A 16,119-nucleotide genomic window follows, 5' to 3' on the forward strand; every position below is an offset into this window, starting at 1 on the left:
TCATTTAACATCAATTCTCATAAACACTAAAACTGCCGCCATGAACAAGAGGAGTGCAAGCGAGACTAACAACGTTAGATCCAACAGTGCTCCTCCGAAGGTGATACCCACAGTCAACTGTTCTGAAAATTTAGGAATGCTATTAAAGGGTACCGGTTTTTGGGATAACCCTTCTTTTACAAGATAAACGTGGTAACTGTCGTTGTCTCCTCTATCTTCTGATTTAATAAAGTCGACGAACTGCTGTCTGTAGCGTCGCGCGTGTTGAACGAATCGTTTATGTCTGGCGAATCCTGTACCTGCCAAAGATTCTACAGCATATTTATAGATAGCCGCCGGGGATAGTCGCGTAATTTGTTGTGTAAATTCAACCTGTGCGAACTGTTTATTGAGATGTTCGTCATTGATGCCGCTCTTGGCATCAGCGTGTTCGTTTAGATAGTCAGCCCACATCCTTAACACCTCAATTTTAGGCGGTGTATCGGAAGGCGAACCTGTTCTGTAAAGTTTATCTCCTTCTTTGTAGCGATTATCAATTTCGTCTTCTCTTGCTTTCTGTATGCGAGAAATTTCGCTTCTTGAGGACACTTGCTGGAAGCCGCTTGCCAATACGCCCATGGTGTTCGGGATAAGCACCACAAACACAATCCAAATTAACAGCAACGTCAGCAAACTGCTTGACGAAGTAGAAAATTGGCTTGAGATAAACAGACCAAGCCATAAGAATATTGAGATATAGACAGCGGAAGTAACAAAAATTATCCCCATCCGTACCCATTCGCCTCCGCTAAGCGACACCAATCTTGACGCATTGACGATCATTAAATTCAGTAGTACCCCAATAAACAACGGAATCAGGATCGTGAGAAATGCACCCATGAATTTTCCCAGAAGCACGGTCGCGCGTGACACGGAATTAGACATGAGCAAGCTTAATGTGCCTGTTTCACGTTCTCCAGAGATGGCATCGTAAGTGAACAGAATCGCCATAAAACTCATTACCAACCCGATGATGAATGTCCAATCCAATTCCGTGAAGTTTGGCAACGAATCGTTTTTGCGGGATGTATGCTGTGGGTACTGAAGCCACCAGTTTGCCGACCAAGAGTAGTTGAAACTAAAATCAGGTGTCGTCATACCTATACCGTAGCCGCCACTTGGAGTCCCTTCAACTCGCTTGGGTAAATTCGCATCCTCTCCCATTGCAATGAAGGTTAATGGACTAACCGGTTTATGTAGATATCCTGGGCCTTTTACTGCAAGCTCACTTAAATTACTGCTTTTCGTTTTGAGTGATTCGACGGCTTGGTGGGTATCTTCGGAATATTCCGCGATCCTTCGCGGATATTGACTGCTCACAAATACCACAGCATTCATCACCATCAGCACCATTACCAAAATCAGCGTGAGTGCAAATCGAAAACGCGTCAAATTATCAAGGATTTCTCGTTTTGCTATGTGCCAGATCATGTTGGCTCCTTTGCAAACCCTGAACCATCACTATACAACATCGTAGCGTAGGAATGAGATGAATGCGCCCATAAAGAACAGCATGTTTAATAACGCGAGTATCATAATATCCAATGACGCGCGTTGCAGACTGTTGCCGATGCCTTCGCTCTGTTCGTTAAATCTCGGAATTCTGCTCAAGTCAAAAGGTGCCTCGAATTCAGTCGTAAACCATCTGCGCGAAGAGAATATTTTTTCATCCCTTAGATAGTCGATCCATTCACGACGATATTGGCGGGTCTGTTCCATAAATCGCCAGAAGCTACCCAAGTCTGTTTCCGCAAGAATTGCAGCGGCATTGTAATAAACCGCTGCCGGAGATATACGGGATATATTCAGTGCTAATAGAGATTGTCGGTTTGGATTTTTGTCGAGATATGCTCTGCGTATTTGCCATATCCGATCGGCGTATTGCGTACGGAGATTTTCTTTGAATCCATAACATTCTTGGGCAAAAGGGACACCTTCTTCGTTTTCAAAACCACCCACTTGGACTGTCTCACCACTGTCATAGTTGTTGACACCTGAGCGAGCACCTACACCGCCAAAATTGGCGCGATCGAGTGGTCCCTCAACCCCTCGTTTCTCAAAATAGTCTTTAACTTCGGCTTCATATTGCTTCCACTGGTCACGTGCCTGCTCTTTATACGGTTCCTCTGACTGTATCGGACTGGCATGTTCCACCAATAAAATTGTTAGATTTGGAACAATAAGCACGAAAAGCACCCAGACGCACATCGAGAACATGAGTGTGATAGAAGGTCGGTCGGTTCGAGTGGAAAGAAAAAGTCCTATCAGGAAAAAGAGCGAGACGTAAAGCATGGATAGCAGAAAGATTAACAGTATCCGTCCCCAATCTGAACCACTGAAGGAGACATAAGCGGAAAATTGTATCACTAACAAGCCTGCGACGAAACTCGCGATAAGCGGAAGCGAAATAGATACCATCCCAGCGATATATTTACCCAGAAGCAGCGTTGGTCTCGGAACCGCGCAAGAGAGGGCTAACCTCAAAGTCCCGGCTTCCTTTTCTCGCGATATCGCGTCGTAGGAGAAAAGCAGTGCAAGCAAGCTCATCACTACTTGGCAGATTACCGTGAAGTCAATAGAAGAAAAAATGTTCAGATACGGATTATCAGAGCCGTGGTGCTCGGCAACGGCAGGAACATATCCGTGCGCCACCGTTACTGTATTTCCTTTTCTTTTATCCACGCCTTCGTTGAAAATGCTAAGTAGTTTCGGGCTTCTATCACACTTTAACATGTGAGTGAGCCCGAATTCAGAGTATCTCGTTACCTGACCTATCTTATCTTCATTTTCTCGAAGAGCCGTTTGGTAACTTTGCAGCCTATCTTCGTAACCTCTGGTCAAAACGAAGAGATTTGTCACAATCAGGGAAAAATAGATGAGCAATCCCATGAGGAATCTGAAACTCAAAATATTTGCTGTGATTTCTCTTCTAACAATTGTCCAGAGCATTACGTTGCCTCCAGTTACGGCAGGTGTAGGTAAGTTTCGCCTCTACGTTTGCTGTCTCCAAATGAAATCAGTTAAATTCAAAAGTTTTCAGTGACGCGCCACGTTTCGATAATCGTTTCGTCGAGATAGGAACTACGCGATTTATATGTGTACGTAGAACCAATCTGCAAAGGCAGATATTCTTCTGTCTTGCCCGGGGTTCTATATTCCATTAATTCTATCTCTGTTGTGATGCCGTTGGCATGCTCATAACGCGTTTTCACAAGCCCAACGCCTTTAGCAAACCACAAATAGCGTACCCCGTTAACAAACGGACTCATCTGTCTGTCACCTGGTTCATAGCGTTTGTCGTTAGTAATAATAAGTGGGCTGTTCTGTGAGTGAGAATCGATGTCCGTAAGGACACTTTTATGCTTCAGACACGTAGGGAAAACACCGGCGGGAACTTCTACTTGTTCGTGACCATCTAAGATTGTTTTCACCTGCGAATTCCAAAATCCTTCCTGCGTCCAAGTATCGCCTACAACTATCGGAAATCTGAGAACGGAAGGCGTAACAGCCGTTCCGAGCAAGGCTGTTAGCACACACTCAAATCGACTGTCGCCTTCCCAACCGCAATTAAGACTTTTAACTCGCAAAAGTGCATCGTTTCTTATTAAGGAGACACTTCCATCTCCTGATTGATTGCCACTTTCGGTAGCGGCATTAAAGCTGACCTTTATATTGCGTTCCATTTTAGCTACCTCACTTAGAGTTGCGAAAGTTTGAAAATCGCCAGGAGTAGATTGCTCCAAAGATTCGCACTTCTTTAATCGCTGCCGCGCGCGACTGAGCCGACTTTTTATCGTATTGGGTGTTACATCTAAAAAAGCGGCGATATCTTCGCAGGACATGCCATCAAAGTAGTGGAGCGTAACGACAGTGCGTTCACTTTCCCGCAATTTCGCAAGCCACTTTTTGAGGGTTTCACGGAGTTCTTGCGTTGCCTCTTTCGCTTGCTCTCCCGCGAGGTATCCAGAATACGGATCGTTGTGTTTCATGGCGATGTTTATCTTCTCAGAAAGTTCGGAATTCAGGCGTTTCTCTCGAAACCACGCAAGACAACATCGCGTGGCAATGGCGTTAATCCACGCAGAGAAGCGATGCGGATCGTTCAGCGTCTCAAGTTTCTGATGCGCTTTCAGAAAGGTTTCTTGGACGATGTCTTCAGCAATGTGGAAATCCTTAATTGTTCGCCACGCGGTCGCGTGCACCTGTTTTTGGTATTTCTCAACTAACATCGTGAAGGCTGTCTCGTCCCCTGCAAGGGTCCGGTGAACCAATGCAACATCATCGTTTCTCATCGATCTCTCCTGTCGGTACGGATAAACTTAAACTTCAAATCTCGGCACTCATCCGATTTTGACCAAGTGACGCGAATCGAGTGGGAAAGGTTGCATAATTCTGCAAATTGGCAAATGGACGAATTTTAGGGAAACAGCATTAATCACTTGAGAAAGAGAAGGTATTATTGCGGGTGGGAAGGAAAAATCACCGATTGTCTATCAGGTGCTATTCTGCATCATCGGGATCCTCCTCAGATTCGTAGAAACTGTCGAAAATCTCAATATCACTTGCCGCGTATTTCTCGCCATAAGCGGACTTGATGCTACTCCATAACCGATTCAAGACGCTTTCACGCTTCAACTGGTCGTAGTTGATTTCTGCCATCGCTCTCTCTATGCAATCGCCAATAATAACTAAAAGAATCCCTGGAACCTCCCCACTCTCATAGATAATGTCGTCAATAGTTTCCCATACCGCGTCCTTGAAAACGGTTGGCAGGCGATTGACATTGTGGAGTGCCATCTGTGTTACAAGCACAATAAAACATGACAGACGAGGTATAGCAATATCTTTCGCGGCATCATGCGCGCCCAATTCTTCGGGGATGCCAATTCCCTCAACATGAGCAACAACGCCGTGGTGGATAAACCCTATGCGAGATTGAAGGTTCTTGTACATCTCCTCTTGAAAAGATAACGCGTAGGGCTCTGGTGTAATTCGCAGACACTCCGCTTTTAGGATTCGCTTGTCAATTGCCGTTTGTTTTTTCTTTTTCATCAGTCTTTGAGATTCCTCCGAAATTTTTAGAGGTCGGCAGAAAGCCCGCTCCTACAAGACTTAGTAAGTTTAAACTGTATCCAAAAACCCCAATTCACCCAACCGATCAATCCAACGTTGTCGCCTTTCACTTCTCGCTGGATTTGCAACCCAATGCGGATCGTAGAGTGAGGTGCCCGGTCGGTTAAAGTGTTCGGGACTCTTTGCATTGCTTCGTGCGCGATTGCGTGTAGCAGCATCTTCTTCAGGGGTCTTGGGATTGTTATAGTAAACTATTGTGCACATCCGACGGTCATCATTGCCACCCCAACTTGCATGCCAGCAACGCATATCGAAAGCAACAACATCACCCGGTTCCGATTTGCAGACGTAACCCGGAACGTCACAAATCTCCAGTCCTAACTCGTTCAAGTTCGCTCGGAGATCGTCGTGCAGCGACCTTTTATGGGAACCTGGGATCAGTCGCAACGCGCCACTTTCGGCATCAACAGGTTCGAGATAGTAAGCGAATTTCACCCCGTAGCAATCTTGAGTCGGATCGGCGTTATGGTCGGGGTGCCAGCCTGTGTTGCCGACATAACGGTTTGCGTCCGAAACGACGAAAAATACGTCATCGCCGTACAGTTGTTCTGCCACTTCGGAGAACCGTGGGTCTTCCGGTAAATTCGCGAAGAACGGCGTTTCGGATCCCATCATGGGCAGCCAATGTCTACGCGTTCCATCAAATGGCGCGTGGCGATACGCCGCCTCCATCGCCGCTTCAAATTCCTCGTGTATCGTGTTCAGTTCGTCTTGGTTGAACACTTGCCGAAAAACGAGGAATCCCAGGGTGTGAAAATGCTTGATTTGCTGTTCTGTGAGCATGATGTTCCTCCACGTTTTATCGAGTTACGAATCAACAGTGACCGATGCAGTTTTCCAACTGGTCATAAAATCTTCGACACTGAAATCCGTGGGCATATCATTCGGATTATAATCAGACGACCTTTGGAATCCGGGCTGATATGTCTCCTCTGGAAGTTTCAGCTTTTTATCAAGTGCTTGAAATCGCTGCCAGAGTTTGGCTGTCTCTTCAGGGGTAAAGTGGTTTCCGAGATAGATGATGTCCCGACCGTTGCCCCACAAGGTGGCAGGATTGGCGGTTGTCCGCTTCAAGTTATACAATTTGCCAGCCAATTTTGAAAGCATAACGACGCTCACCAGCCGGTCGTGTGGCGATGGATGCAGTGCCTTTAATTCAATACGGAATTGGTCGGTATCTCCTTTAATAATAGTATGGAAGATAGCTGCTACCTGGTCGAACTCTTGGAAAAAGAGGGTATCCCACGCCTCAAACTGTTCTCGTGCTGGGCTTGAAAGGTGGTGATAAAACCCTGGCTCCCAATGCCGCCAATGAACGTTGGGCAGTGCCGAAAATCCGAATGGGCGGTAACCCGGATGGAGTGTGCGCCGCATTTTGCTGCTGTAGTAACTTCCCCAGTGCAATAGCAGGTGTGTATATACAACACCGTCTCCCGCATTCAGTTCAACAGGTATGCTACCCGGCAATGGAACAGACGGATCTTCTGCGAGTTGGCGGCATTCATCTTCGGTGTTAATCCGACGATGGCTGCGGGGAACAATCCAGAACACGCTATCGTCGTACAAAGCGATGTTCCATTGGAGATAGCTCGGTCCGTGGTGTTCCATGTTTGAAATCATCCCGCGCAGCGGAGCAGGTTCGCCAGGACCGATGTCCCGGTGCCAGCGCATAGGACCAGCATCGTGGCTTCCACTGCAGATACATGCGAATTGATGTGGCACAACGTGCTCTGCATCCATCAATTGCTGACCAACACCCAATGTATTTTCATGAAGCAGAAATTCGATTGCTGAGGCAGACACTTCATCACAATCAGTATGAAATTGGAGACGGGGTTGAGCGGAACTCTCCCAATCACCACCGTGCGGATCGGTCGGAAAACGCCTTTGCGCAGAGATATCTTTTCTCCGATTGACCATGTGTTCGATACTACGACGCAACGGTTCGAGTTCTGCTTTCGGGACGACCCCTCGCAGAATATTATAACCTTCTTCTGTGAACTGTCGCCGATCAATTTGCATGATACGTCTCCTCTTCCTAAAGGAGGTTCTATCGTGCTAACTTCTGTTGTAGTTTTGGACTCTCTATAACATCGCGGTTAACAACATACGAAGGGATTTGGCCAGCAGCCACGCTGATGATACTCCGACACGCACTCTTGGCGTTGCCTTCAAAGCATTCGTCTGTCCAACAGATACTGTGCGGCGTAAGGATTACATTGTCTAAGCTTAAGAGCAGGTCATCATCACTCATTGGTTCCTGCTCAAAGACATCGAGTCCTGCCCCTTGGATCTGTCGATTCTGCAGTGCCTCTGTCAATGCCTTCTGGTCAACAATCGGACCGCGTGCGGTGTTGATGAGGTAAGCCGTCGGTTTCATCAACCCGATACGTCTCGCATCAACAATCCCTCGCGTCTCTTCATTTAGCGGGCAGCAGACACATATAAAATCGGCAGTTTGCATCAAGGTGTCCAGATCGACCAGTTCTACATCGACTTCTGCCGCTTCAGCAGGTGTGACGTACGGATCGTAAGTGATATGGCGCATCCCGAAAGGTTTCGCTAATTTAAATGCCTCTTTTCCAATATTACCCATACCGACAAGTCCAAGCGTTCTGCCAATCAACCCCATTCCCCTATAGTTTTGTGTGTTTCTCCAACCGCCAGCACGGGTGAGTCGATCCTTTATTAGCAGCATGTGGCTCAGCGATAGGACAAAGGTCATGATGGAGGTAGCAACGGGACGGCGAACACCATCGGGGGCAATTGTTAGCAGCACACCGTTTTCAGTACAGGCTTCCACGTCCACCTTATCATAGCCGACACCGAATCGAGCGATGATAGACAATTTGTCTGTCCCTGTGAACGTCTCTGCTGTAATACCCGTTCCCAATACTAAGAGGGCATCGTAATCCTGCACCTGTGTTGCTTGTAATACCGGTGTATTCTCAGCAATATATTCCCATTGTAGACCGGCTTCATCAAAAAGTGGACCGGCAAAATCATCTAAATCAGAGGTGCCATCGGGCCCCAGAAAGTCCCGTGTGACACCTACCCGAAATACGGATTTGTTCATATTATTCCTCAATCCAAATGTGACGGAAGTACCTCCACTTCAACGGATGGAGTTTGAGATTCTTGACCTTTTTGTTAATCACTAAAATCTGTTTTGCGTGCGCCAAGGGCACCCACGGTACATCTTTATGAAAAATCTGCTGTGCCTCTTGGTAGAGCGAGACCCGCTTTTCTCGATCCGAGATTGCTCTCGCCTGCTCTAAAACGTCTTGCATTTCATCGCTGCGATAAAATGCGATGTTTCCGGCGGGCTTCTCCGCTGACGATTTGCTTAAAAGAAAATAGAGGAAATTATCTGGGTCACCGAGGTCAGCACTCCATCCTAACATTGCCATATCGTGTTCACCGTGTTTCGTTTTCTCAAGATAGGTGCCCCAGTCGAAGGTCACGATTTTTGTTTCAATGCCAATATTTCGGAGTTCGGATTGCAGTGCCTCTGCAAGGGCGCGTCCGTCCGGAATATAGGGACGTGGTACCGGCAATGCCCAGAGCGTTGTCTCGAAACCGTCGGGGTACCCTGCTTCAGTGAGAAGTCGCTTCGCCAGTTCTGGATCATAAGCGTAATCCTCAATCGAATCGTCATAACTCCAAAGCGTCGGCGGAATCGGGTTCTTCGCTGGAATGCCCATTCCCTGATACAGATATTCAATAATCACTGATTTGTTAATGGCGTGGTTTATAGCGAGCCGGACTTTGAGGTTGTCGAAAGGTGGCTTGTCCATATTCATCGCAAGATAGCCGATACTCATACCGGGTTGCGCGATCAACTCCAGCGTCTCATCGTCTCGAATCTGTTCCAAATCGTCCGGATTTGGGAACTCCATCGCATGGAGACTTCCTTGCTGAAGTTCAATAAGCCTCACCGAGTTATCAGGAATAGAACGGAAGATGACTCTATCTAACATAGGTCGCCCATCCCAGTAGGCATCGTTTGCCGCAAGCACAATCTTATCTTTCCTGTCCCACTGCACAAACTTGAACGGACCGGTACCAACCGGGTTATTAGAAAACTCATCACCCCATTTTTGCGCTGCTGTTGGGCTAACAATGGAAAACGGGGTTATTGCAATCGTATAGATAAACGGGGCGTAAGCCGTTTTAAGGCGAATTTGGACGGTAAAGTCATCTACAGCGGTAATTTCATCGACAATCTCTGCTAAGCCTGTGGCTATCCAGTAAATGTAGCTGCCGCCGACCTTATGGAACGGATGGGTTTTATCGTGCTGTCGGTTAAGGGAAAAGAGAACGGCTTCGGCATTGAAGGGGGTTCCGTCATGGAAGGTTACGCCTTGCCGAAGATGAAAGGTCCATGTCAAACCGTCTTCCGAGTTCTCCCAACTTGTGGCGAGACCCGGCTCAAGTTCAGCACTCCCCTCTTTGTATTGAACGAGTGTATCGTAGATGTTATCGCAGACTTTGAAGGATTCCCCATCTTCCTCAAGGGCGGGGTCTAATCCGACAGAATCACCACCGCGACCGAATATTAGGGTGCCGCCCTGTTTTGAATGCGAATCGGCAAATACAGGGGAAAACATGGCAATCGGTAGTATCAGGACAATGAGTAAGAAGACCTGTGTGGAAAGTTTGTTTTGCATAATTTCTCCGATGTGTGTTTAAAAGATATATGCTCTATGATACAAACTTCGCTTGGAAATGTCAAGCGGTCTTTTTCTTAGCAAAAATGACGGGGAACCCACGGCGTGTGCCTATTACTTTTAATAAGGATCCGTGATAGTCTCATTCACAGTCTCACGCCATGAATCTTCAAATAGCATACGGAAAGACATTGTTTTGTTATTGGTTGATGTGATCTCCATCGTGCCGTGTTGTGTAGCGTTTCGGTATGATTTTTCTAATGTTTTGATAAGTTTCTGTTTGTAGGTGGTGTCGGTGTTCCCTTCGAGGTGTTGTCCCTTGGTCTCGAAGATACAGAGCCTTTGCGGTCCCGTTTGACTCCGTTGGAGGCAGGCGATAAAGTCTGGATAGATGCGGTCTCGCCGCCACCCTTGCAAGAAATATCCTTGCCTTGCAGCGATACGGTGCCACCATTGGATTGCGCTCTGTTTGTCTATGTAGAGTGCGAAATCTGTTTCTAACTTGTTAAATTCCGCTTCAAACACTTGTTCAAATAGGTTAAGTTGTAACGGATCCCCGTGTGGATGCGTCATCGGTCTTGCCTCAGGTGTAAGACTGACCACGAGTGTTCTTTCCAACTGATAGTTTAATGCCTCCTCTGCTTGCAGGTTAAACTGGATTTTCCCGGCTTCCAACTTTTCTTTGAAAACAGTCTCAGCGAGTTTATCAACGCGATTATGCAAACGGCGTTTTAGATACTCGGAGAGATATAACTGGTGTGTGTATAAGGTTTCTTCGTCAACACCTTCTTCACGGTAGGCAGCGAGCGTTGCTTTTACGATGCGTGCGGCGTGCCATGGGTTCGGCAGCACATCGCCGAGTCGCCGGACGAAAAACGCTACCTCCAAGTTGTGTGCCGCACTCTCTTGCAATTTTTTATCAATTACCGCTTCGTCTTGGAGGTGAATAGTGGCGCGGATCTCCTGTAGTTGCGCCTCCTCGCCCAAGTTGATAGGTGCTACTGCGCCGAGTTGATGCCAGTCAATTGCATTCAGGATGTCACGCTCATAATTGAGTTCACGCCAGTTCCGTCCCCGCTTATGAAGTACACGCGGCAGAAAGATGTCTATATCACGGTATCCCTGTTTACGTTCAATAGTTCGCTGAACACGCTCTACACCGGTCCCTTCAACAAAATCGCCTAATCCTGTTAACCCTTCTGCCTCTAATCCTTTCTTAACATTCGCGACCGCAGCCTTTACTTGTTGATTGTAACAGAAGATATAACAACTATCCAGTTCTGAGCAGTTTGTAGCACGGGCGTAGGGTTGACGCATCACTCTCCCGATGAGCTGTGTCATCGCCGTCGCTGCCGTAGTGTTGTCAAGAAGTGTAAGCAGGTAAGCAAATGGGCAATCCCATCCCTCCTTCAAGGCATCTTTCGTAATGATATAACGGGCAGGGCAAAAGGGACTCATGAGATCTATCCCTGCGAGTTCATCTTGCTCCGAGGATTTTACCTTGACCTGTTCCGCTGGCACCCCTAACGCGTCAATGAGTTCTTCGCGAGCATCCTCAGCGTGTACCTTTACACCGTCGCGTTGGCTTTTGCCGGTGCGATCCACGCGAATCACAGCGATTGGACGGATGTAGCGATCTTCCACTTGCTGAAACCGATTTGCCACTTCCTCAAGTTTATCGCGTTCTACTTTCGTCTGCGCGAGCGTATATTTCCAATCCGAATTTGGAAAATTTCGGAGCTGAATCGGGAGTTTAATCATCTCCTCTTCTTTTAGTGCCAGACCGGAGATGTTGACGAGGATATTGCTAATGCCGAGTTTGGGAGTGGCGGAGAGTTCCAATACAAAACGAGGGTTGAGCCGATTTACTGCCTCTACAAATGTCTTATTACGGGCCAGATCCGGACTCCCATAAGCCTTGTGTGCCTCATCCAGAATCACTGTTGGACGAAGCAGCTTCAGGACATTGAAAAGGCTCTGTTTGATGAGCGCGTCTTTGGGATTTCTGGCGAATCGGGGTTGTGTGGTTTGATCGTTTTCTGCTGTTTCAAGGTCGGGGTATTTTTCTGAGAGTGCCTGATGCTCCCGCATATCGTCCTCAACGGGAAAGAACGAGGCGTAACCGCTGCTATCTCGAAAAATCTTGAGGAATTCCTTGTTTCGGTTTCGGTTTGCGGCGGGGAGCATGAGGAGCATGATACAGAGATGGTTCTCAATGTCCTGCTTCGTGAATCTGTCATCTTTTTGGAGCAGCTTGACACGACCACCGGAAGCATGCTCCAGAATCTGTCGATACGGATGCTCTTTATTTCGGAAAGCGTCCCACGTCTGTGTGTAGATGGCTTTGGTGGGGACAAGCCATAGGACAAACCCCGTACCGAGTTTCAAGTGTCGTACTGCCTCTACACCTAACAAGGTTTTTCCGCCACCGGTTGGGACTTTTAAGCAAACATGTGGAATTGGCTCACCGGCAGCACTCTGACGTGAGATGTGTTCTGGAATCAGGTTCTGCCCTTGTGCATCTGGGACACTCGGCAGGACAGATGCTTTTCGTAAATTTTCCCACGCAACTTGCGGATAATCTTTAGCCTGCTTTGCCAAATTTTCCGCCTGTTCCATCAAGAAGTCCGGAACTTCATTTGACGAGAGATATGCGGTGGCTTTATCGGTTTGTTGGCGTGCCTCCTTGAGTGCCTCCAGATAGCGGTTGAATGTATCTAATGTTTGTTGCTGGTAGTCTTTGAGTTCCATTGTGATTTAGAATTCGGTAATTCTAATTTTCCTCAGACATCGGTAGCGGTGGTTTCCTAACCGCACCACTTTATAGTGCGATTGTAACTTCCTCAAAAGCCTCGTTCTCCGTTCGCCGAATTGCCTCTTCACGATTGTATTCTATCGTTTCTTGGAGCGTAATTCGTAGTGTCTCAAGTAATGCATCTTTAGTTCGTTCTTGGCAATTAACACCGGGAATTTCCTGTATCCAACCGATCCACCAGCCTTCGTCCTTTTGGATAACAGCAGTATAGGTTTGTGTCATCGGTTCCATCCTCCTTTAAGAGGGTACAACAACTTTAGACTTAAGAATCAAACCACCCTTTTCGTCTTTTATGAAATTTCCGTGTGTATCGGTAAGGAAGTCTTGTTTCTCTTGCCGTTTGATATCCTCACAGAGTGCGCGTAAATCGTACTGAAAAGAAGCAGCCCATTCGTCGCGAATCTGGTGAATTTCCTCAATAATTGGGTCCTTGAGCATTTCAAAAAGCCTCCCACAAAAGTTCTAAGGGTGTGCAAATAGTTGTAGGTGTATAACCAGCAGTTTCACACACCTTGTGTATTAAAGGTAACTTGTTTGTGTTCGCAATATGCTTAAAATTCCATGTCGCCAGATATTCTACACTATTAATCGCCGCAATAGCAATATGAAGTGCGTCTGTTTTTGCCCTTAGGGGGACCGCCCCGGCAGCAACCAAATCTTCCGCCAGAGAATACATCTCCTCCAGAGGCGTTTCTAATAAGGTGATTGATTCTAACACGTCAAGACGCTGTTGTGCTGCGTCTGTATTCCCTCGACTGATTTCCTGTCTAACAACTGTTGAAGAAACAAGTTCATATTTCCGATCCGCAACGTTGTCCCACCAATAGCGAGTTATCTGCTGACCCATAGAGATAATAAAATCACGACTTGCTCTTGAAGTGAGATAACTAATGACCGAAGTTTCTACATAAATACGGGGTTTAGCTTTCATAAATTCTTTACTTTTCGATCGGTTCCGTCCTTCTTTAAGAAATAGTCCTATAAGTGTAGCATGAATGGACGGTAAGACCCCGTCAATTCCTTCTGAGGTGTAAATGCCATCTGTTTTCCCCTTTTGAGATGCTATTATAGCATGAATTCGCAGCGATCTCCAGTCAAAATATAAAACTATGAAACAACGGAAACCGTTCTCTACGCATCTGCAATGCGATGGATGTTGTAGGGCAGCTGGCAGAAAGTAATGCCCATGCTGGTTAATTCTTTCTGACTGATGAATTTTTGAGGCGCATAGACATAGGCACTTTTACCGCTCTCTTTGCAGGCTTTGGCAATCTGTTCGGCACGCGCCCCATCTAATGCAGACGCGCTGCTTTCCAAAAACGCCAATGTAGGTTCATAGATGAGATAGAAACGGATGGCGTTGGTTTCGCCGAAACAGTAATCCTTTCGTTTTTTGATTGAGGTTAACGCGCTGCCAGTCGCTGTATAGGCGATATAGTGTGCTAAATCCTCGTAGGTAGGGAGATTTTCGCCAGTGAGCATGTCTTCTTCATCAATTGATTCACCGAGGGTGCAGTATGTGAAAGAGCCACCGAGTCCATTTTGGAGGGTTTCATCTGTGGCATTTTCAACGCCGTTTATGACGCGTCGGACGCGTTCGGCTGTGATGGTGTCTGCGTAATCTTCGCACTCAATGAGAATAAATTTTCGGTTCCCGCCATCTTCTTTGTTGAGCGCGAGGACAGCATGGGCGGTGGTGCCGCTGCCTGCGAAGGAGTCAAGGATAATGTCATTAGGACCGGCACCGGAAATACTTATCAAGTCATGTAAGAAATGCGGAGATTTTGGATAATCAAAGGTCCTTGTGTTGTCAAAAATTTCTTTTACAGTAGTTGTTGCCGTCGTAGCGGAGTACTTGGGTGAATAAAATGTCGACTTTGGTTTTTTTGATGGGATAACTCCACCCGGAGGTCGCTGTTTCTTATGTAATGCCCAACTATTTCCTGACTGAATAGCCAGAATCTCATCTGGATTCGCTGCAACAGTATCTCGGCCCCAACGCCAAGTAACTTCTTTATTTCCATCAGCAATCGGCAAAAGTTTTGTTGATGTTCCAGATTTCGGCTCTACTCCTACTGTACCATCTTCATGTACATATATTGGATAAAAGAGATTTGGTCTTTTTTCTCTAGGAGCGTTTTCTCCACTGTACTTCAGATTAGCACCTTTTTTGTACCATCCGACATCATCTTCAAGCCAGTCATCAATTTCATCATCATGCAAAGGCACTTCATGTAAAAGTGCTGATCTAGCAACTTTCTCATAAACAAGTACGCTTTCATGCGTAGTGGTGAAACCTCGATTGTCGCGACTTCCTTTTAGATTAAGAACTGCTGCAAGGCATGTAATAAACATCTCAGCCCCAAATATTTCGTCCATCATCATTCTTAAATGGTGCTGCTCGTGATGGTCAATAGAAACAAAAATTACGCCATCATCGGAAAGCAATTCGCGTAGCAAATGTAGGCGCGGCCACATCATGCAGAGCCACTTGTCATGGCGTTCAAGGTCCTCACCATCGACCGGGCTGTTTTGAGCAAACCACGCTTGCATCAGAGGGCTATTCACTCGGTCATTGTACACCCAAGCCTGACTACCCGTATTATACGGAGGATCAATGTAGATGCACTTTATTCTTCCAGCGTATTTCGGGAGAAGTGCTTTTAGTGCGTGCAGGTTGTCGCCGTGGATGATGAGGTTATCGTCTAGGAACGATTTTTTGTGGGGGGGGGGGGTAAACGCGTATTAAGTGATTTTTCTGTGTCTACCTGTAGGGTGCGGACGGGGACGGTGAGGTGGTGTCCGTATATGAACTGTTTGCCTTTGAAATCGAGTGTGGGCATAGAGGCTCCTTAAAAAATCTTATTCATATCAACAGGAAAACCTGCGTTCTTCATTTCTTGCCCCAGTTTCAGTTTCCAGTCTTCTCCATCCATAGGTACATAGACTACACCGTCAATATCTGAAGGTTTTTCTATCTCTCCTTTGAAGAGTGGAGATACTCGTTCACGGCCCAATTTTCCCATGAAATAACCGAGTTCAAAAACAACGTTCTGGCGTGCTCTGGGTTTGCTTTCGTCCTCAATTTTACCTTTTAGGGCACCAACATCATCAGGCGTGAGCAAAACGATTGCAAATCCTGCCTTATCAGCGTATTTTTCAAGTTTCTCAATGATTGTTTGTCCTCCACTGGGTTGCTCGTGAAGGATGGTTGCTTTTAAGCCCAGTTTTTCTACAAACCTAGCAACAATTTCTTTAAGGCCATCATCACGGCCGTGGACAATAAAGATTTCGTCGCCGAGAGTGTGAGGAAGCGCGGCTTCTGGTTCATCAAACAACTTAAGCTGATCACGTAGCCCCTCTAGGTTAGTAACCTCGTAGGAAACATCTCTTTGGTACCAACCTACTAGTCTTTCAATGTTGAGTTTTAGGATATAGTCTTTTTAGTTTTATGCGTGCGTC

Annotated in this window: 14 protein-coding genes; all 14 read right to left on the bottom strand. The window is 46.6% G+C overall.

What is annotated here, in order from left to right; all coding sequences use genetic code 11:
- Complete coding sequence (locus OXH39_18855) at nt 1–1,470, bottom strand: ABC transporter permease subunit (GenBank protein MCY3552527.1); 1,470 nt, start codon at nt 1,468–1,470, stop codon at nt 1–3.
- A 30-nt stretch (nt 1,471–1,500) separates the two neighbouring features.
- Nucleotides 1,501–2,988, bottom strand: coding sequence for an ABC transporter permease subunit (locus OXH39_18860; GenBank protein MCY3552528.1), 1,488 nt, complete (start codon nt 2,986–2,988; stop codon nt 1,501–1,503).
- 77 nt (nt 2,989–3,065) lie between these two features.
- The gene (locus OXH39_18865) at nt 3,066–4,331 is read right to left on the bottom strand and encodes an RNA polymerase sigma factor (GenBank protein ID MCY3552529.1); all 1,266 of its coding nucleotides are present in this window, start codon (nt 4,329–4,331) and stop codon (nt 3,066–3,068) included.
- Nucleotides 4,332–4,539: 208 nt separating this feature from the next.
- Complete coding sequence (locus tag OXH39_18870) at nt 4,540–5,091, bottom strand: hypothetical protein (protein ID MCY3552530.1); 552 nt, start codon at nt 5,089–5,091, stop codon at nt 4,540–4,542.
- A 69-nt stretch (nt 5,092–5,160) separates the two neighbouring features.
- The gene (locus tag OXH39_18875; protein MCY3552531.1) at nt 5,161–5,955 is read right to left on the bottom strand and encodes a phytanoyl-CoA dioxygenase family protein; all 795 of its coding nucleotides are present in this window, start codon (nt 5,953–5,955) and stop codon (nt 5,161–5,163) included.
- A 24-nt stretch (nt 5,956–5,979) separates the two neighbouring features.
- Nucleotides 5,980–7,194 (bottom strand): phytanoyl-CoA dioxygenase family protein, encoded by a 1,215-nt coding sequence (locus OXH39_18880; GenBank protein MCY3552532.1) that lies wholly within the window; start codon nt 7,192–7,194, stop codon nt 5,980–5,982.
- 28 nt (nt 7,195–7,222) lie between these two features.
- Nucleotides 7,223–8,248, bottom strand: coding sequence for a dehydrogenase (locus tag OXH39_18885; protein MCY3552533.1), 1,026 nt, complete (start codon nt 8,246–8,248; stop codon nt 7,223–7,225).
- 1 nt (nt 8,249) lies between these two features.
- Nucleotides 8,250–9,842: an ABC transporter substrate-binding protein gene (locus tag OXH39_18890; GenBank protein MCY3552534.1), complete on the bottom strand. Its 1,593-nt coding sequence runs from the start codon at nt 9,840–9,842 to the stop codon at nt 8,250–8,252.
- Between the two features lie 120 nt (nt 9,843–9,962).
- Nucleotides 9,963–12,593: a DEAD/DEAH box helicase family protein gene (locus tag OXH39_18895; protein ID MCY3552535.1), complete on the bottom strand. Its 2,631-nt coding sequence runs from the start codon at nt 12,591–12,593 to the stop codon at nt 9,963–9,965.
- Nucleotides 12,594–12,663: 70 nt separating this feature from the next.
- Nucleotides 12,664–12,879, bottom strand: coding sequence for a type II toxin-antitoxin system HicB family antitoxin (locus tag OXH39_18900; protein MCY3552536.1), 216 nt, complete (start codon nt 12,877–12,879; stop codon nt 12,664–12,666).
- A gap of 15 nt (nt 12,880–12,894) precedes the next feature.
- Nucleotides 12,895–13,095 (bottom strand): hypothetical protein, encoded by a 201-nt coding sequence (locus OXH39_18905; GenBank protein ID MCY3552537.1) that lies wholly within the window; start codon nt 13,093–13,095, stop codon nt 12,895–12,897.
- Nucleotide 13,096: 1 nt separating this feature from the next.
- On the bottom strand, nt 13,097–13,588 hold the full coding sequence (locus OXH39_18910; protein MCY3552538.1) for a type II toxin-antitoxin system VapC family toxin: 492 nt from the start codon (nt 13,586–13,588) through the stop codon (nt 13,097–13,099).
- Between the two features lie 200 nt (nt 13,589–13,788).
- Nucleotides 13,789–15,240 (bottom strand): site-specific DNA-methyltransferase, encoded by a 1,452-nt coding sequence (locus tag OXH39_18915; protein ID MCY3552539.1) that lies wholly within the window; start codon nt 15,238–15,240, stop codon nt 13,789–13,791.
- Nucleotides 15,241–15,509: 269 nt separating this feature from the next.
- Nucleotides 15,510–15,995: a nucleotide-binding protein gene (locus OXH39_18920; GenBank protein ID MCY3552540.1), complete on the bottom strand. Its 486-nt coding sequence runs from the start codon at nt 15,993–15,995 to the stop codon at nt 15,510–15,512.
- Between the last annotated feature and the right edge of the window lie 124 nt (nt 15,996–16,119).

This window comes from Candidatus Poribacteria bacterium (genome assembly GCA_026702755.1).
Classification (GTDB): Bacteria; Poribacteria; WGA-4E; order WGA-4E; family WGA-3G; genus WGA-3G.